The organism is Paraburkholderia sp. CNPSo 3274 (assembly GCF_024206475.1).
GTDB lineage: Bacteria > Pseudomonadota > Gammaproteobacteria > Burkholderiales > Burkholderiaceae > Paraburkholderia.
The window spans coordinates 1-18201 of sequence record NZ_JAMBPR010000046.1 but is presented as its reverse complement, the minus strand read 5'-3'; the positions used below and the strand labels follow the sequence as shown (position 1 = coordinate 18201).

General features: G+C 62.9%; 19 protein-coding genes and 1 pseudogene. 14 read left to right on the top strand and 6 right to left on the bottom strand.

Going from position 1 to position 18201, the window contains the following annotated elements; all coding sequences use genetic code 11:
• Positions 1-73: 73 nt before the first annotated feature.
• From M3I54_RS27615 to M3I54_RS27595, 5 genes are all read right to left on the bottom strand, one after another.
• Positions 74-874 carry an SDR family oxidoreductase gene (locus tag M3I54_RS27615; RefSeq protein WP_254341840.1) on the bottom strand — a complete coding sequence of 267 codons (801 nt, stop codon included), beginning with the start codon at positions 872-874 and terminating at the stop codon, positions 74-76.
• A 221-nt stretch (positions 875-1095) separates the two neighbouring features.
• Positions 1096-1722 carry a hypothetical protein gene (locus tag M3I54_RS27610; protein WP_254341839.1) on the bottom strand — a complete coding sequence of 209 codons (627 nt, stop codon included), beginning with the start codon at positions 1720-1722 and terminating at the stop codon, positions 1096-1098.
• Between the two features lie 56 nt (positions 1723-1778).
• Positions 1779-2570, bottom strand: a complete 792-nt coding sequence (locus tag M3I54_RS27605; protein ID WP_254341838.1) for a molybdopterin-dependent oxidoreductase — start codon at positions 2568-2570, stop codon at positions 1779-1781.
• Between the two features lie 2 nt (positions 2571-2572).
• On the bottom strand, positions 2573-3166 hold the full coding sequence (locus tag M3I54_RS27600) for a cytochrome b/b6 domain-containing protein (protein ID WP_254341837.1): 594 nt from the start codon (positions 3164-3166) through the stop codon (positions 2573-2575).
• Positions 3163-3345, bottom strand: coding sequence for a hypothetical protein (locus tag M3I54_RS27595; RefSeq protein WP_254341836.1), 183 nt, complete (start codon positions 3343-3345; stop codon positions 3163-3165). Before M3I54_RS27595 ends, M3I54_RS27600 begins: the two co-directional genes overlap by 4 nt.
• Before the next feature lie 301 nt (positions 3346-3646).
• On the opposite strand from M3I54_RS27595, the gene M3I54_RS27590 reads away from it, so the two are divergent.
• The 3 genes from M3I54_RS27590 to M3I54_RS27580 all read left to right on the top strand — a co-directional run bounded on the left by M3I54_RS27590 (position 3647) and on the right by M3I54_RS27580 (position 6802).
• Complete coding sequence (locus M3I54_RS27590) at positions 3647-5050, top strand: HD domain-containing phosphohydrolase (RefSeq protein WP_375542214.1); 1404 nt, start codon at positions 3647-3649, stop codon at positions 5048-5050.
• A gap of 175 nt (positions 5051-5225) precedes the next feature.
• Positions 5226-6191 (top strand): D-2-hydroxyacid dehydrogenase family protein, encoded by a 966-nt coding sequence (locus tag M3I54_RS27585; protein ID WP_254341834.1) that lies wholly within the window; start codon positions 5226-5228, stop codon positions 6189-6191.
• A gap of 20 nt (positions 6192-6211) precedes the next feature.
• Positions 6212-6802, top strand: coding sequence for a GNAT family N-acetyltransferase (locus tag M3I54_RS27580; protein WP_254341833.1), 591 nt, complete (start codon positions 6212-6214; stop codon positions 6800-6802).
• Positions 6803-6843: 41 nt separating this feature from the next.
• On the opposite strand, the gene M3I54_RS27575 is transcribed toward M3I54_RS27580, so the two are convergent.
• A complete protein-coding gene (locus M3I54_RS27575; protein WP_254341832.1) occupies positions 6844-7719 on the bottom strand; it encodes an alpha/beta fold hydrolase in 876 nt (291 codons plus the stop codon).
• Positions 7720-7834: 115 nt separating this feature from the next.
• Here M3I54_RS27575 and M3I54_RS27570 point away from each other — a divergent pair, with 115 nt between their 5' ends.
• From M3I54_RS27570 to M3I54_RS27520, 11 genes and pseudogenes are all read left to right on the top strand, one after another.
• On the top strand, positions 7835-8449 hold the full coding sequence (locus M3I54_RS27570) for a LysR family transcriptional regulator (RefSeq protein WP_254341831.1): 615 nt from the start codon (positions 7835-7837) through the stop codon (positions 8447-8449).
• A gap of 146 nt (positions 8450-8595) precedes the next feature.
• Entirely contained in the window at positions 8596-9363 is a 768-nt protein-coding gene (locus tag M3I54_RS27565; protein ID WP_254341830.1) for a class II aldolase/adducin family protein, read from the top strand.
• Positions 9364-9440: 77 nt separating this feature from the next.
• Positions 9441-10340, top strand: a complete 900-nt coding sequence (locus M3I54_RS27560; protein ID WP_254341829.1) for a LysR family transcriptional regulator — start codon at positions 9441-9443, stop codon at positions 10338-10340.
• 95 nt (positions 10341-10435) lie between these two features.
• Positions 10436-11110, top strand: coding sequence for a histidine phosphatase family protein (locus tag M3I54_RS27555; RefSeq protein WP_254341828.1), 675 nt, complete (start codon positions 10436-10438; stop codon positions 11108-11110).
• A gap of 22 nt (positions 11111-11132) precedes the next feature.
• Positions 11133-12152, top strand: coding sequence for a phosphotransferase (locus M3I54_RS27550; protein WP_254341827.1), 1020 nt, complete (start codon positions 11133-11135; stop codon positions 12150-12152).
• 46 nt (positions 12153-12198) lie between these two features.
• Entirely contained in the window at positions 12199-12963 is a 765-nt protein-coding gene (locus M3I54_RS27545) for an SDR family oxidoreductase (RefSeq protein WP_254341826.1), read from the top strand.
• 69 nt (positions 12964-13032) lie between these two features.
• Positions 13033-14277 (top strand): acyl-CoA dehydrogenase family protein, encoded by a 1245-nt coding sequence (locus M3I54_RS27540; protein WP_254341825.1) that lies wholly within the window; start codon positions 13033-13035, stop codon positions 14275-14277.
• Positions 14278-15221: 944 nt separating this feature from the next.
• On the top strand, positions 15222-15644 hold the full coding sequence (locus M3I54_RS27535; RefSeq protein ID WP_254341824.1) for a phasin family protein: 423 nt from the start codon (positions 15222-15224) through the stop codon (positions 15642-15644).
• 52 nt (positions 15645-15696) lie between these two features.
• Positions 15697-16551 (top strand): poly(3-hydroxyalkanoate) depolymerase, encoded by an 855-nt coding sequence (phaZ, locus tag M3I54_RS27530; protein WP_254341823.1) that lies wholly within the window; start codon positions 15697-15699, stop codon positions 16549-16551.
• A 5-nt stretch (positions 16552-16556) separates the two neighbouring features.
• A complete protein-coding gene (locus tag M3I54_RS27525; RefSeq protein ID WP_254341822.1) occupies positions 16557-17837 on the top strand; it encodes a DUF445 domain-containing protein in 1281 nt (426 codons plus the stop codon).
• 172 nt (positions 17838-18009) lie between these two features.
• Positions 18010-18201, top strand: a pseudogene (locus M3I54_RS27520) (IS256 family transposase); the annotation flags it as partial.

Here is an 18201-nt window from a genome sequence, read left to right as displayed (position 1 = left end):
GAGGGAGGTCGGCACGAGTGGAAGCCTGGCGCCAGGTCGCTCATCGAATGCGCGCGAATACGAAATTCAGGGCTTATTGGCCGTTCGTATAGCGCGGAGCCGGAACGTTGGTCGACAGATGCGGCGTCATCGTCTGGCGTGCGGCTTCGTAAGCGTCCCACTCCTCTCCGGCGTGCAAGGACGGGATCGTGACGAGTTCGCGACGCTCGAACCCCGTCAGGGCCGCGTCCACCATGTCGGTGGCGGACATGACGATTTCCTTTGGCAGGTGCTCGACCGGGAGGCCTCCTGTTTGCCAGAAGTCGGTGGCGGTCGCGCCGGGCAGCACGGCCTGCACCTGTACACCCTTGTCGGCGAGTTCACGGTGCAGCGACTGGCTGAAGGCAAGCACGAAAGCCTTGGTGCCGCCATAAACGCCGTTGAGCGTCTCCGGCGAGATGGCGACGATGGAGGAAATGTTGATGACGGCACCCTTGCCGCGAGCGACGAAGCCGGGGACGGCAGCATACGTGAGGCGGGTGAGCGCGGTGATGTTCAGGTCGATCATGCGCGTCATCGCGTCGACGTTGCTGTCGAGCAGCGGCGTGTGCGTGCCCACGCCCGCGTTGTTGACCAGCAGCGTGATGCTGGCGTCCTGCTTGAGCTTCGCTTCGACGGCGGTAAGCGCAGCGGGGTCGTTGAGATCGGCGTCCACGATTTCGACGCTCTGGCGCGTCTCGCTCGTGATGCGCTCGGCAAGCGCGATGAGCCGGTCGCGGTTGCGTGCGACGAGAATCAAGTCATAGCCGCGCCGCGCGAGCCGCTCAGCGTAGACTGCGCCAATTCCCGACGATGCGCCCGTAATGAGGGCCGTACCTTGATATGCCTGAGCCATGATGTCACTCCGTCTGGAACTACGTGGTTGATCGAGTGAGTGCATTCTGGCTTCATTCGACTATGGCGGAAATGACGTAGATGGGTGTGATTTAGGACATGGATGTCCTGCGTTCTATGCGTGGGCCACATGCCAAAAAAATCGGCCGCCCTGGAGAGAACCCTCCTGAGCGGCCGGGACAGCAACAACCTGTCGATGACTTTTGTCTGGCGATTGCGGATTTACATCGGAGGCGCCACGCCGTCCTTCTCGACTACGACCAGGTGAGCGGCGTAGGCGCCGTTCTTCTCCGGGGTGGCCACGACGAAGACCTTCTTGCCCGTCGTCAACTCGGCGCGCGTGGCCGGAATGAGCGTCACGACCGGAACATTGGTCGGCACATTGATGGTGTTGCTGCCACCCTGGTACGAAAGCTTGAGATCGCGCCCGCTCGTCCCTTGCACGACCGTCTCCACGTTGGCGTTCGTCATCGTGCTGTTCGTACCGAGATCCCACGCGTAGTGACCTTCGCCCGTGCCGCGTGCGGCTTCGGGGAACACGAGCACTTCCTTCGCGGTCAGCTTGCCGTCCGGGCCCGGCACGGCAGCCGCGCCGACATACGAGCCGGGCTTGATATCGGCAAGCTGGATGGACTTCACGGCGTTCACGCCGGCCTGCTGGTCGACGTCGATGGTCACGGTCTCGCCGCTGTGGCGGTGGACCTTCAGGGTAGTGCCAGAAAGCGAGACGATCTCGCCGCGGATCCGCTCGGGCTTGTCCGCTGAGGATTGGGCGAATGCAGCGCCAGCGAGCATCAGCGCGGCGGCGGTGGAAACAGCGGAAATAGCGAATTTTAGTCGAATGGACATGGGTGCTCCGTTGGGTGGGTTGCGGTTAATCAATTCATCAGCAGAGGGTTCAGGGCTCAGGAACCGCCAAACCAGTTGTATCCCTGGTTCTCCCAGTAGCCGCCTGGGAACTTGTTGGTCACCGTGATGGCGACGATGTGTTTCGGGTTCTTGTAGCCGAGCTTGGTGGGCATGCGCAGCTTCATCGGGAATCCGTACTTCGCGGGCAGGACGCTGCCGTCGTATGTCAGCGTGAGCTGCGTCTGGGGATGTAGCGCAGTCGGCATGTCGATGCTCGTCCAGTAGCTGTCCGCGCAGTGCAGGGCAACGTACTTCGCGGTGGTATCGGCGCCAGCTCGCAACAGGAAGTCGCGGAATCGCACGCCGCCCCACTTGCCGATCGCACTCCATCCCTCGATGCAGATATGCCGCGTCACCTGGCTCTCCTGCGGCAGCGCATGCAGTTCGTCGAGCGTCCAGACGCGTTTTCCGGTCACAAGCCCGCTGAGTTCGAGGCGGTAGCTTTGCGCGTCCAAGTCCGGCACCTGGTCGATGTCGTAGTACGCATTGAAAGGAAAAGGCCGCGTGATCATCGATTCCGGATAAGTCGGTGCGAGCTTGCGCGGATCGAAGAGCAAGGCTTGCGCGTCGTCGTTCAACGACGACACCCGGCGCAGCATGGTGTTTACCGACTTGTCGTTCGTGAGGGTGCAGCCTGAAAGCAGCATCAATCCGCCCAGCGTGAGGATGCGCTTGCCGAGCAAACGGCGCTGCGGCGACTGGAGTTCCTTTCGCACATCCTTGATGATGGATTCCGCGTCGAGGTTCATTGCTGGATCGGGCTTGCGGTAACGTTTCGGAGTATTCATGATTACCGGCCTCGAATCATCGTGAGCAGGGAGCGTGGAACGAGTGCGACCATCGCGACGTGCACCGCGAAAAAGCCGACAAGCACGCTCATGGCGACGAAATGGACGACGCGCGCATTGTCGAAGCCGCCCATCAATGTGCGCAGGACCGGGAACTGCACCGGCTTCCAGATTGCCAGCCCCGACAGCACCAGGAGCGCGATGTCGGCGATCGCGACGAGATAGGCGAACTTCTGCACGGCGTTGTACTGGCTGAGGTCGCCGTGACCGAGCTTGCCACGCAGCGCCGCGGCGAGATCGGATGCGATGGCGCGCACGCTGATAGGGAAGAGCTTCCTGCGCAGCCGTCCCGTTGCGACGCTCAGTACCAGGTAGGCGAGAAAGTTCGCAACCAGAATCCACATCACCGCGAAGTGCCAGAGCAGTGCGCCGCCCAGCCAGCCGCCGAGCGTGATGGACGCGGGAAACGTGACGGCCCGGAAGATCGGCGACGCGTTGTACACCTGCCAGCCGCTCAGGCACATGGCGACGACGGAAGTCGCATTGACCCAGTGAAAAATGCGGACCCAGAGGGGATGTAGCGTCGAGCGTTTCAAAGCGACCTCTCGAATGACGCCATCCAGGCAAGTGCGCCCGCCTGCGGCTCGTAGGACGGCTGCGGTCCGTCACCGCTCGCAAAAGCGGGTGCCCCAAGGAAGGCCGTGGCAGCAACCAGTGCGGCGGCAGCAAGATTGGCGCTGACGATCAGCACTGGGGCGGTGAGGTGGCGTTTCATGACGTGCACTCAGGTGGTTTGGCCCGGCGGCAACGGCCGGGTCGGGCGACTCGTTAGCAAATGATTCATGCCTGACGCCCTGGCGGGCGTTGGCGTGGGAAGAAGGATCGCAGCGCGGGCGGCGCTTCGGTATCGGTCAAATGACCGACCCGGCCACGCCTGCTGCGCTATAGTCGCGAGCAATGAACGCTCGCCATGTATCGGTGGATCCTTGAACGGAAACGAAAACGCACCAAGTGAACGCGCAGAGGTTCGCGCATACGACGCCGTTAGGGCGCTCGCATTCGTCGGCGACCTCAGCATGGGGCAGCCGACTGACCATTCGCTGCGAACAGCCTGGCTTGCCGCCCAGTTGGCTCACGCAACCGGCGAGGGCGATGCGCTGGCCGCGACGGCTGCGCAAGCTGCGCTTCTGCGGTGGTCGGGCTGCACGGCCAATGCGTCGGGATTTGCCGATATGCTGGGCGACGACGTGGCCGGACGCGAGGCGATGCTGGCGCATCGGCAGGACTGGGCAAAGCCGCTCGAAGCGCAGGGCATTAAGGGTGCCAAGGGCGCGATCCGTCCGCTTGCGCAGATCCACTGCGAGGTCTCGGGTGAAGTCGCGCGTATCCTGCGCCTGACCGCGGACACCGAAGCAGCGCTGCGCCACATCTTCGAAGCTTGGAACGGCACCGGCATGCCGGACGGCCTCGCCGGTGCGGCGGTGCCGCGCGCGGTGTACGTGGTGACGCTGGCAGGCGATCTGGAAATCTTCAGCCGCGTTTATGGCTTGCCCGGCGCCCTCACCTTGATTGCCGGTCAGGCCGGCACACGCTATCCGGCCGAACTGGCTGCGCTCGTCACCGATCAGGCGGCGCGTTGGCTGGAGTTGCTGGCGACGAGGGAGCCAGCCGGACTCGACGAGTCGATCCAGGCGCCGCAGATGCAGGCAACCACTTCGACCGAGCTGATCGGCGATGTAATCGACCTCAAGCTGCCGTGGATGACCGGCTACTCGCGCGCGGTTGCCCGCGCTGCGGCCGCCTGCAGCGCCCGGCTCGGTGCCGATGCAGCGGGCGAAGCGCGCCTTTACGCTGCGGCACTGATTCACGGAATCGGACGTGCCGCAGTGCCCAATGGGATCTGGAATTCACCGGGACGCCTCTCCGCTGCCGAGTGGGAAAAAGTGCGGCTCGTACCGTACTGGACCGCGCGCGCAGGCAAGCAAACCGGCACGCTCGCTCAAGCGGCGGAACTGGCTTCCTATGCATACGAGCGGCTCGACGGCTCTGGCTATTTCCGCGGCGTTGGCGGGCAGGCGTTGTCGTTCGAGGCGCGCGTGCTGAGCGCCGCGGTCGCGTTTGTCGCGCTCGGCGAGAAGCGGCCTTGGCGCGACGCACTGCCTGCCGCCGAAGTCGCACAGCGGTTGCGCACGGAGGCGAACGAAGGCCGCTTCGACGGCGAAGTCGTGGAAGCACTGATCGATACGGGGGACGCGCCGCCACGCGGCACGCGCGCCCGGCAACAGGCAATCCGGCTTTCAGCGCGCGAGACCGACGTGCTGCGTTCGATCAGCCGCGGCGCCAGCAACAAGGAAGCGGCACGCGAGCTTGACCTGAGCCCAAGCACCGTGCGCACACACGTGGAAAGCGTGTTTCGCAAGCTCGAATGTTCGACGCGTGCTGCTGCGACGCTGAAGGCATCGGCGCTGGGGCTGCTGTAGGCGCGGGATAACCTTACCGCGCTGGCTGGCGACGGCATGTTCCGGGGCGGATTATGCCGACGCCCCTGCGCTGGCGGCTGTTGCGGTGTAACGTGGCATCTTCTGAACCCGCGCGCTCGCGGTATTGACGCCGCGCGCCACGACCCGCTCATACCTTACGAGGAGAAGTTGCGCCATGGCTCATTCGCATCCGGTCAAGATTGCGATTCTTGACGACTACCAGAACATCGCGTTGCGCGAGGCAGACTGGTCGCCGCTCGCGGCGCATGCAGAAATAACGGTATTTACGGACCATCTTTTCGAAGTCGACGAAATCGCCAAGCGTCTCGAGCCATTCGATGTGGTGTGTGCGATGCGCGAGCGGACGCCGTTCTCGCGCGAACTGATCGAGAGGCTGCCGAACCTGAAGCTGATCGCATCGACCGGCGCCGGCAACGCTGCAATCGACCTCGATGCGGCCGGCGAACGCGGCGTTGAAGTGCGTCACACGGGCTACTCGTCCACGCCGACCATCGAATTTACCTGGGCGCTCATTCTCGCCATGGCGCGCAACATTCATCTGGAGAACGAATCGTTGCGCAGCGGGGGCTGGCAGGTCTCGCTCGGTACCGAACTGGCCGGAAAGACGCTGGGCCTGCTCGGGCTCGGGCGTGTCGGGTCCGCGGTCGGCGTGATTGGTCGTGCGTTCCGGATGAACGTGATCGCGTGGAGCCAGAATCTGACGCCGGAGCGGGCTGAGGAGAAGGGCGTGCAACTCGTCGACAAGGCGACGCTCTTTTCCACGTCCGATTTCCTCTCGATCCACGTTCGCCTGAGCGATCGCACTCACCATCTCGTGGGTGCCGCGGAGATTGCACAGATGAAGCCGACGAGCAGGCTCATCAATACTTCGCGCGGCCCGATCGTCGACGAAGCCGCGCTTGTTGAGGCCCTGAAAACGGGGCGGCTGGCGGGCGCCGCGCTCGACGTGTACGATACCGAGCCGCTGCCTGCGGGCCATCCATATCGCTCGCTTCCCAACGTGCTGGCAACACCCCACATCGGCTACGTTTCGAACGAGCTGTATCGCACGTTCTACGGCGATACCGTGCGCAACATCGTGGAGTGGCTAGCGGAGCGTCAGAACGCACGGACCGCGTGACGTGCGCGGCAATATCGGCAATGGACACGACTGCAATTGCGCTGGCGCGGTGCGAGAAGACGGGAGCGATTGCCGATGTGCCCGCTGAAGCGATCCGTCACCTGTGGAAAGCGAAAGATGGCACGGGGGTGCTGTTGCGTTCAATCGAGCCTGGTGACTATGACATCGAAGAAGCGTTCGTCAACGGGTTGTCGCAATCGACGCGCTACAAGCGGTTGATGTCCGCGCGACGACCGACTTCTGACGAGATACATCGCTGGACCCACATCGATCGTCGACGCGAAGGTGCGGTAATCGCGGTGATCGTAATCGAAGGGGTCGAGCGCCAGGTTGGCGTTGCGCGTTACGCGATGGAGAAGGGCGATCACGACGCTGGCGAATGCGCTATTGCGGTTAGCGACGCCTGGCAGCGGCGCGGGCTCGGCGCTCAATTGCTGACCGCCTTGATTGAGCTTGCGCGGCGCTCGGGGCTCAAGCGCCTGTACGGCACGACGCTCGCCGAAAACGAAGCCATGGTCGGCCTGGCGCTGCGGTTCGGATTCCAGGTGTCATATCACGCGGATGCGGGATACGTCTGGGATCTGTCGCTCGCATTGACACCGCTGGGATAGCTCGCAGGCGTCTCCTGCGGTGTCACCTTCGGCAGGGCGATTTAGTTTGGACCGGGCGGATTCGAGATCCGCAGCCTCCACCCAGCGTCGAGGCCCTTTTCCGGGACCTGCTCGGGCGTGCTGCATACGGCGGTGTTGTCCTCGATTGCACCGACGAACCGCGCAATGGCCCGTGCCACCTCGGCCGGGGCTTCGAGCGGCGACAAGTGTCCCGTTCCGGGCAGAATGTGCATCGCCGCGTGCGGGATGCGGGGCAGCAGTTCCGCCTGCAGCGTTGCAGCGCGATCCACCTGGTCAAGCTCGCCTGAGATGACGATGGTCGGCACGTCGATGGATGCCACCGCCTCGGCGATGTCTTCGCGCATCGCCACGTTCGGCCAGGCCGCCTTGGCCTGCGGCGCAGCCTTCAGGCTGTCCTCGATGACTTGCTCGCGACGGGCGGCGTCGAGCGATTTTGCGGTCAGGACGTGATCGACGACGTATTCGACCGATTCGCGCGATTGATACGCGCCGGTCAACGTCGCGCGTTGCTCGTCCGACAGGACCATCGGTGACGGCGGCGACGGCGCCACGAGCACCAGACCTTCGAGCCCGCTCGGCCGGCGCGACGCGATGAACTGCGCAACCTTCCCGCCCATCGAATGCCCGACAAGAACGTAGCGCTGCCGGCCCAGCGCCTCGATGACGCCCTCGGCGTCGGCGGCGAGATCGGCGATACGGTAGCCGTCAGCGGGCGCCTCGGAATCGCCCCAGCCGCGGTGATCGCTGGCCACGATCCGGTACCGGCCGGACAGTTCGCTCGCTACGCCGTCCCATGTGCGCGACGAGCCGCCGTAGTAGTGCAGGAACACCAGAGCCAGCTCGCCGCTGCCCTGCTGCTTGACGTGGATCCGCGTGCCGTTCGACTTGATTTCCATTCCCAGGCTCCTTCCCGGTTGGGTGATGCACGCATGGTAGATTCAAGCCTTGGGTTTGATAATTGCCGTTCCAGTGTCGTCAGTCGATAATCAGATTATCGAATTGGAGGACGCAATGGACCGACTGACGAGCCTCAGCGTATTTGTCGCCGCCGTAGAGGAGGGCAGCCTCGCCGCGGCGGCGCGGCGCTTCGGGCTGTCGGCGGCGATGGCCGGCAAGCACGTGAGCGCAATCGAGGCCGAACTGAATGCGCGGCTGCTTCAGCGAACGACGCGGCGCCTGAGCCTGACCGAGGTCGGCCACACCTACTACGAGCGCTGCAAGCGGATCCTCGAAGCGTTCGACGAAGCGAATCGGGAGGCAAGCGATTCGCAAGGTACGGCGCGCGGCGTGCTGCGCGTCGCCGCGCCGGCGACGTTCGGCGCGATGCATCTGGGCGGGGTCGTCGCGCGCTATCTGGACGACCATCCGCATGTAAATGTGGAAGTGCTGCTCGGCGCCGTGCTTGCCGGAGCCGGCATTGCGTATGGTCCGACCTTCGTGTTCGGCGAGCACCTCGGGCGCGGCGAACTGGTGGCGCTGCTGCCGGACTATCGCGCGGCCGGATTGGCGATTCAGGCGGTGTATCCGGGCGTGCGGCGCATACCGCTCAAAGTGCATCGGTTTGTCGATTACCTTGCTGAAACGTTCGGCGATGAACCGCCCTGGGATCGCGAGGCGATGCCTTAGACGTTGACGCCCTCTTCAAGCAAATCGACGGACCGGTCGTCGAGGCAGACGACAGGAGTTGTCGCCTGGCCGACAATCTTTTGGCGAGTTCGCAAGCATCATGAGGACTCTCTCGATTTCACCAAACCCAACCAGGGAGCGTCGACGTGGCTTCATCCTATGTCAATGTCAAGAACGACGTGTCACCCGCCGAATGGGAGGCGCGAGTCAATCTGGCGGCTGCTTATCGCCTCACAGCGCTGTTCGGCTGGGACGATCTGGTGTTTACCCACATCTCGGCGCGCGTGCCGGGTCCGGAGCATCATTTCCTGATCAACCCGTACGGCATGATGTTCGAGGAAATCACGGCGTCCTCGCTGGTGAAGATCGACCTCGATGGCCGCAAGGTGAGCGAGTCGCCGTACGACATCAATCCGGCTGGCTTCACGATCCATAGCGCCGTCCACGCAGCACGCGACGACGCGCACTGCGTGATGCACACACATTCGATCAACGGCGTTGCAGTGTCGGCCCAGGAGGCGGGACTGCTGCCGCTCTCGCAGCAGTCTCTCGGGGTATTGGCGTCGCTCGGTTATCACGACTACGAGGGCCTCGCGTTAAACGAGGCCGAAAAGCCGCGTCTGGTTCGAGACCTCGGCGCCAAAACGTATCTGATGCTGCGTAACCACGGGCTGCTGACCGTCGGAAGCACGCCGGCGGACGCCTTTGTCGCGATGTACTTCTTCGAGGCGGCGTGCATGATCCAGGTGCGCGCGCAGTCGGGCGGCGCAAAGCTGACGCCAATCGCGCAGCCCATTCTCGACGGCTTCAAGCAGCAGATCGTGGCAGTGACGCGGGGCATCATGCCAGGGGCGCTTGTTTGGCCCGGACTGCTGCGCAGGCTCGATCGAACCTACCCGGGGTACGCGGATTGACGTTAAAGGCGATGCGATCCGCGCCACATCACGCCTTCGATTGACGGCATCGCGACGGGACGGTTAGGCTCGGGGCCATGCGCCCATCCAAAGTCGATCTGAATCTTTTCGTCGTTTTCGAAGCCGTCTATCGAACGCGCAACCTCACGCGTACGGCGGAGATGCTTTTCATCACGCAGCCCGCCGTGAGCAACGCGCTCGCGCGTATGCGCAAGGCATTCGACGATCCGTTGTTCGTGAGCACGCCGGCCGGCATGATGCCCACACCCGTTTCCGAGAACATCATTGGCCGCGTGCGTGAGGCGCTGCAGTTGCTCGATTCGAGTACCCATGCAGGTGAACGCTTCGATCCGGCCTCGTCGCAGCGAACGTTCCGGCTCAGCATGAACGACCTGACCGAGACCATGCTGCTTCCTGCGCTGGAAGAGGTGTTGCAACGTCTCGCGCCAGGCATCCGCATCGAGAGCTACTTTACGACGCGCCGCGACGTTCCCGAAGCGCTGGCGAGCGGCGCGGTCCATCTGGCGATCGACGCGCCCCTTATCGACGATCCGTACCTGGAGCAGGAGCCGATGGGCCGCGACCGTTACGCGTGCATGCTTCGCCAGGACCATCCGTTCGCGAAGAAGAAGGTCACGATCGACGACTACCTGCGCTTCGGCCATATCCATGTGTCCAGCCGCCGCCAGGGACCGGGTCTCGTCGATACGGAACTCAACAAGCTGGGACTCAGGCGCACGATCCAGACCCGCGTTCAGCACTATCTCGTCGCTCCCTTGATCGCGATGCGCACCGATCTCGTCCTGACTGCACCGCTCATGTTGCTCAAGCGTTATGACGCACGCATCCTCGCGCTGCCGTTCGATCTTCCCGATCTCGAGACGCATGGCTACTGGCACCGCAGCGTCAAGGCCGACCCGGCTCATCGCTGGCTGCGCGAACAGATCGGCCGTCTCATGCGCAAGCAGAGACCTTAGGTGTCACGAATCGTTATGACGCAGTATCACCAGAATAAATTTCCTGAATAGCCAGGGCCCAGGTATCGTTTCAGTCATGTTCAGACGAGGTTGGCATGGCGGAACTCTACCTGGTACGACATGGGCAGGCGTCATTCGGCGCCGAAAACTATGACGAGCTTTCAGCTTCCGGCCGCGAACAGTCGCGCTGGCTGGGCGAATACTGCGCGCAGGCGGGCTTGACGTTCGATCGTGTCGTGACCGGCACGATGCGTCGGCACGCGCAGACCGCGGACGCCTTGCTCGCCGCGATGGGCGGCGCGCCCGTGGAAATCGTGCAGGACCCGGATCTGAACGAGTACGATTTTCGCGCCTTGTTTGCCGCGCTCGGAGAGAGCGGCATGGCGCCCGGCTTGCTGGCCGAAAGCTCAATGAAGCACTTCTACAAAGGGCTCAAACAGGTCTTGCAGCTTTGGTCGGAGGATAAGCTGCCGGGGCGTGTTCCTGAGACCTGGGGGCAGTTCCAGGCGCGCGTCGAGCATGCACGTCTCGCCATTCAGCGTTCGGGTGGCAAGCGGGTTCTGGTGGTGAGTTCAGGCGGCCCGATCGCCGTCTTCACCCAGCAGGTTCTGCAAGCGCCGGCTGCTGCCGCAATAGCGCTCAACATGCAGATCCGCAACAGCAGCATGAGCCAGTACGTCTTCAACGACAGCGCGATGTCGCTGGTCACCTTCAATACCTTGCCGCATCTCGAACTGGCCGAGAGGCGCGAACTCGTCACCTATGGCTGATTCGAATCCGGATTCCCGCTCCATGATGAATGCAAGTCTTCAGTTCGACGTCGAAGCCCTCACGCGCTATTTGACGGCACATATGCCGAGTTTTCAGGGGCCCATGTCCGTCGAGAAGTTCGCTGGCGGACAGTCGAACCCTACATTTCTCCTGGAGGCGCAAAGCGGCCGCTATGTGCTGCGGCGTCAGCCGCCTGGCGAGTTGCTCAAGTCCGCGCATGCCGTGGACCGCGAATTCCGCGTGCTGAGCGCGCTCGGCAACACCCCGGTCCCGGTTGCCCGGGCCTTGCATCTTTGCGAGGACCGCGACGTGATCGGCAGCCTGTTCTACGTGATGAGCTTCGAAGAGGGCGAAATCTACTGGGATCCGTCCTTGCCCTCGTTGCCCGGCGGCGAGCGCGGGGCCGTCTACGACGCGCTGATCGGCACGATGGCGGCCCTGCACGATGTGGATGTCGAGGCAGTTGGCCTCGCCGACTATGGCCGCGCGGGCAACTACTTCTCACGGCAGATCGAAGTCTGGACGAAGCAATATCGCGCGGCGAAAACCGGGGACCTCGACGCGATGGAAGCGCTGATCGACTGGCTGCCGGCGCACTGTCCGGTTGAAGCGGGCAAGCCTTCGCTCGTGCACGGGGACTTTCGCATCGATAACCTGCTCTTCCACCGCGGTACGCCGAAGGTTCGTGCCGTGCTCGACTGGGAACTCTCCACGCTCGGCAATCCGCTCGCCGACCTCGCGTACTTCTGCATGTGCCTGCGGCTACCCCCCACAGGCCATATCGTCGGTCTCGCAGGGCTGGACCGGGCTGCGCTTGGCGTGCCGGACGAGGCCGCGATCGTCGAGCACTATTGCAGGCTGCGGGAAATCGCATCGATCGAGAACTGGAATTTTTACCTGGCGTTCAGCTTCTTCCGGCTCGCCGCCATTGCGCAGGGCGTGAAAAAGCGTGCGCTGGGCGGCAACGCATCGAATGAGAAGGCGCGACAGGTCGGCGAAATGGCAGGTGCGCTGGCGAAGATGGGCGTCGACGTCATCTGACGGCCAGCGTTTGACGCGGACACGCGGATACATTGAGGAGACAGTTGTGACTACTAATTTGTTCGATCTGGGCGGCAAGCTTGCATTGGTCACGGGCGCGAGCCGCGGCATTGGCGAAGAAATCGCGAAGCTGCTCGCAGAACAGGGCGCCCATGTGATTGTATCGAGCCGCAAGCTCGAAGACTGCGAGACCGTGGCACGCGGGATCAGGGAGGCGGGCGGCAGCGCCGAGGCGTTTCCGTGCCACGTGGGGCGTCTCGACGATATCCAGGGCATTTTCCAGCACATCCGCTCGCAGCATGGCCGTCTGGATATCCTCGTGAATAACGCGGCGGCGAATCCGTATTTCGGCCACATTCTCGACACCGATCTCTCGTCCTTCGAAAAGACGGTGGAGGTCAATCTGCGTGGCTACTTCTTCATGTCGGTCGAGGCAGGCAAGCTGATGCGCGAGCACGGCGGCGGCGCGATCGTCAACACGGCTTCCGTCAATGCGCTGCAGCCCGGCGACAAGCAGGGCATCTATTCGATCACGAAGGCCGCCGTGGTCAACATGACGCGGGCATTCGCCAAGGAGTGCGGCCCGCTCGGCATCCGCGTGAACGCTTTGCTGCCGGGCCTCACCAAGACCAAATTTGCCGGGGCGTTGTTCGCAGACCAGGCCATCTACGAAAGCTGGATGATGCAAATTCCGCTGCGCCGCCACGCGGAACCGCGCGAGATGGCCGGCACCGTGCTTTATCTGGTGTCCGACGCGGCGAGCTACACCAACGGCGAGTGCATCGTCGTGGACGGTGGGCTGACGATTTAACGATGGGAGCGGCGCGCGGTATTGACCCACGCGCTGCACGACATTCACCACGATTCAAGGAAGAGCAAGATGGACTTCGCCTATAGCCCGAAAGTCGAAGCGCTGCGCACGCAGGTGCGCGCGTTCATGGATACGCATATTGTGCCGCGCATCCACCAGTGGCACGAAGAAGTGAGTGCAGGGCAGTATCCCGTTTCTTTCATGGAGGAGTTGAAGGAAAGGGCGCGTGCGGAGGGCCTCTGGAACCTGTTCCTGCCGCATCTGCACGACGACGAGCCGGGCACGCGGCTGACGAATCTCGAATACGCCCCGCTGGCCGAGATCATGGGGCGCGTCTCGTGGGCCTCCGAGGTGTTCAACTGCAATGCGCCGGACACGGGCAACATGGAACTGCTCCATATGTTCGCTACCCCCGCGCAGCGCAAGAAGTGGCTCGAGCCGCTGCTCGATGGCAAGATCCGCTCGGCGTTTGCGATGACGGAGCCCGCAGTGGCGTCCTCGGACGCGACCAATATCACCACGTCCATTCGCCTCGACGGCGACGACTATGTCATTGACGGCCGCAAATGGTTCATCACGAACGCGGCGCACCCGAATTGCCAGTTGTTCATCGTCATGGGCAAAACTGACCCGGACTCGCCCGCGCACCGTCAGCAAAGCATGATTCTCGTGCCGCGCGACACGCCAGGCGTGAAGATCATCCGCAATATCACGGTGGTCAATCACACGGCGCCGGAAGGCCACTGCGAAATCGAATTCAAGAATGTGCGCGTGCCGCGCTCGAATCTGCTCGGCGAAGAAAGCAGCGGCTTCGCGCTCGCCCAGGCGCGTCTCGGCCCAGGCCGCATTCACCACTGCATGCGTTCGATCGGCGCCGCCGAACTGGCGCTCGAACTGATGATCGAACGTGCGCAGGCGCGCACGGCGTTCGGCAAGAAGCTGTACGAGCACGGCTCCGTTGCCGAGTGGATCGCGAAGTCGCGCATCGAAATCGATCAGGCCCGACTGTTCGTGCTGAAGGCGGCCTGGATGATCGACAACGTCGGTGCGAAGGAAGCGCGTAAGGAAATCGCAATGATCAAGGCGCTCGTGCCGAACGTGCACACCGCCGTATGCGAGCGGGCGATACAGACCTTTGGCGCGATGGGGCTGAGCCCCGACACGCCGCTGGCGGACAGCTGGACCTGGGGGCGTGCATTGAAGTTCGCCGATGGCCCGGACGAAGTGCATCTCGAGAGCATTGCGCGCATGGAGATCAAGGCGCGGCCCTATGAACCGGGCCATGACAACCCCTACCTGACGCCAGCAGCGTAGGGCATGCCAGCGCACATATGAAGTGATCTTGCGGGCGATGCGCTACCGCGTGGCGCTCGCGCTCTGGCGAGCCGTCTCGCGATTCCGTAAAAAGCGATTGGCGCGTCGCCGCGATGGAAAAGATATTCGTCTGGATCCAGCGTCATCAATTCGCTGCTCTGATTCGACCCATATTATCCGTCGACAAATAGCGTGTCTTTCCCGCGAACGGGGGAGACACGCCACAGCACTCGTGTTTCTGGCGTGCTTACTTCGCGCTGGCCGACGGCGAGGCGCGGGAAACAGCGCAGATTGACGACCGCGCGGCCCGCAATGCTGGGTTTCGAAACATCCTCAACCGCCTTTTCCAGTTTGACCTCGGCGCGAGCGAGGCGCTGCCTGGCGGCGCAAGCGGCTCGCCGTTTTTCGGGTTCTTGCTGCGCTCCCCCATCCGGGGGATATTGCCGGCGCGCCGATGCCGGGATCATGGCTTCAAAGGGACGTCGCCGCGACCAGAACAAAAAACAAAGAAGCGGCGTGCGTGCGATTCATGTTCAGGAACCCCGGAGATATCGATGTCGGACGACGTCAAGACGGCTCACGCCAGCAATGCCTGCGCTTATCTGTTGCTGAGCAAGCGGCTGCTGGGTTCTCAGCCTCGCGCAGCTTCCGCCTGGCGCCGAAACGCTGGACGCCGATGAGCAGATTCGCCTACGGTGCAAGACCGGTTTGCCGGTCCCGCTCGTCGAGCTTCGCGTGGTTGACGACAGCATGGCCGACCTCGCGCATGATGGCAGGGAAACCGGCTCGTCGCCCGGTCTGGCGAGAGGCGTGCCGCGCCGACTGCGCCCGGCAGCGAACGGCACCCGGCCACGGCAAGCGCGCCCGGCGCGTATGTGCTGGAACCGTGACCCATTTTTAACCCTGTAGAGAAGTATTTTTTTATCCAACCAGGAGATTCAACCATGGCAACGAGCAACACGAACGGCATTTTTGCCGAATACACGAAACTGATCTCGCAGTTCAAGCTGCCGGGTGTCGATGTGGGCGCGTTCCTCGAATCGCGCCGCAAGGACTTCGAGGCGCTCGCCGAGGCGAACATGACCGCGCTTGCGGGCGTGCAGCAAGTCGGTCAGAAGCAGGCGGACATCTTCCGCGCGAAAGTCACCGAACTGCAATCGCTGGTGACGCGGCTCTCGACGCCCGGCAGCGAAGGCGCTGCAAACGTTGGAGAAGGCGTGAAGGACGCGCTCCAAAAGGCTTTCGTCGATATGCAGGAACTGGCGGATGCGGCGTATCGCGCGCAGACCGACAGCATTGCCGTCGTCACGAAGCGCTTTGCCGAGCATGTCGAGGAGCTCAAGGCGCTGATGCAGCCGAAGAAGTGACGTAGCGAGCCGCCGCGAGCGGCCACAATGATTCAACCAGGGGAAAAACCGGATGAGCGATATACAAATGAGCCCGGAGGTTGTGGACGCCATGCAGATTCAGATGATCGATCTGGACGGTCAGTTGCTGCGCGTTGCGGTGCGCCGTGGGCGCGACGCTTCACCGCCGCTGCTTTTGTTCAATGGCATCGGCGCGAATCTCGAACTGGTTGAACCGTTCGTCGCGGCGCTCGACGACATTACCGTGATCGTCTTCGACGTTCCGGGCGTTGGCGGCTCGCCCACGCCGCTGATCCCATACCGTTTCTCGACGCTCGCCGTGATGTCCGACAAACTGCTGACGCGGCTGGGCTATGCCGGCCCTGTCGACGTGCTGGGCGTTTCGTGGGGCGGGGCGCTCGCGCAGCAGTTCGCGCATCTGTACCCAAGGCGCTGCCGGCGGCTCATTCTCGCCGCGACGTCGCCGGGGGTGCTGATGGTGCCCGCGCGGCTTTCCGTGTTATCGAAGCTGGTCGGGCCGCGGCGTTACACGGACCCGGGCTATCTGAAGCAAATCGGCGCGGAGATCTATGGAGGCGCCTATCGGCACGATGCCTCGCTGCTCGAAGCGCACAGCCGCCACATTCAGCCGCCGCGCGGCCGGGGCTATCTGTATCAGTTGCTGGCCGCATCGGGGTGGACGAGCTTGCCGTGGCTCGGCGCGCTGCGGCAACAGACGCTCGTCATGCACGGTAACGACGACCCGATCGTGCCGCTTACTAACGCCAGGATTCTCGCCGCACGAATTCGCAACGCGACGTTGCACGTGATCGACGACGGTCATCTGTTTTTGATTACGCGCGCACAAGAGGTCGCTCCGTTGATCAAGCAGTTTCTCGCGCAGCCTTCCGAACGGGAGACGAGTTGAGCGCGGTGACGGACGACAACGAGCACCTTCAAGGCGTGAAGGCCAGTGCAAGCGCGAACCTGAAACTGGTTCGGCTCAAACGCATGCGCGTAACGGCAACGTGTCTGCTCGCGACGATGATCGCGTTGCTCATGGCGAGTGTCGCCTGGCAGGCGCACTATCCGTGGCTTGCCTGGGTACGTGCATTTGCGGAAGCGGGCACCGTTGGCGCGATTGCGGACTGGTATGCGGTGGTCGCGCTGTTCCGCCATCCGCTCGGCGTCGCCATGCCTCATACGGCCATCATTCCAAAGAATCAGGCGCGCATAGCCGAAAGCCTGGGTGGCTTTGTCGAGCAGAATTTCCTGACCACCGAAATCGTGGTCGGCAGGCTGAGCGAATACAACGCGGCCCGTGCGTTGGCAATATGGCTTGCCGAGAAGGAGAACAGTTCAACGATCGCCGATGTCGTGGTTGAATCGCTTCCCCGGTTGCTGGAACGGTTCGACGAGTCGGACGTCGAAGCGCTGTTCGATCGGCTCCTCCTGCCGCAACTGCGCGCGCTCGACGTGTCCCGCCTCGCAGGCCAGGTGCTGGGTGTGCTGACGGAAGGAAATCGTCATCAGCCTCTGCTGGATCGCGGACTCGTTGCCGTCGAATCCTGGCTGGTTGCCAACGTCGATCTGATCAAGGCAAAGTTTGGCGAGGCGTCGCGGTTTACGCCGGCGCCGCTCGACGCGTATATCGTCAACAAGTTCGTCGAGGGAATCGTGGCGCTGGTCCACGAAGTGGCGGCGAATCCCGATCACGAACTTCGCCGCCAATTTGACGCGGCGGTCACGACGTTGTCCCTCGATTTGCAAACTGCAGCTGCATACCGGAGGTTCGGCAGAATACTGATGCGCGACTGCATCCGCCATGTCAAAGCGGGCGACTACTACCGCGTTTTGCTCGACCGTGTCCAGGCGCGCGTTGCCGCGGATGCCGCTAGCGACCGGTCCGTTGCGCATGACATGATCGCTCGCGCTCTGGTGTCGCTTGGCAAGACCTTGGTGAGTGCGAACGCGATACAGAACAAGCTGAATGCCTGGTGGCTCGAGATCGCGCGAATGCTGGTATTGCGCTATCGCCGTCAGCTCTCCGGCCTCATCACCGATGTCGTGAAAGGGTGGGATGCGCAGGAAGTCAGTGGCAAGTTCGAGGCGGAGATCGGGCGGGATCTGCAGTTTATCCGGATTAATGGTACGTTCGTTGGCGGTCTCGTGGGTGTGTTGATACACACGTGTGTATTTGTTGTGGTTCGTTGAGGTAGTGATTGCCTTGCGTTTCGGGCATGATTTGTTGTGCTATTTAATTTGTTTGGTCGTGGATCATGGGGCTTTGGTTTTTTCTTGTGTTCGCGTCGGTATGCATGCGTTGCCCCGGACCTATCCGTCATTTCGTGGGCGAGGCATATCATGAGAGGTAAAAATCATGGATATGCCGATGAAGAAGCGCACGGTAGCTTCGCAGGCAGCGGCCCGAGGGCCGCTGCCTGCCCTGCCTGAAGGCCTGCTTGACGAACTGGTCAAGGGGCCGATGACGCCCGCCGAGGTCCAGGACCTGATGCTGGCGTTCAACAAGGCCGTCATCGAGCGCGCGATGGGCGCCGAGATGAACAGGCATCTGGGC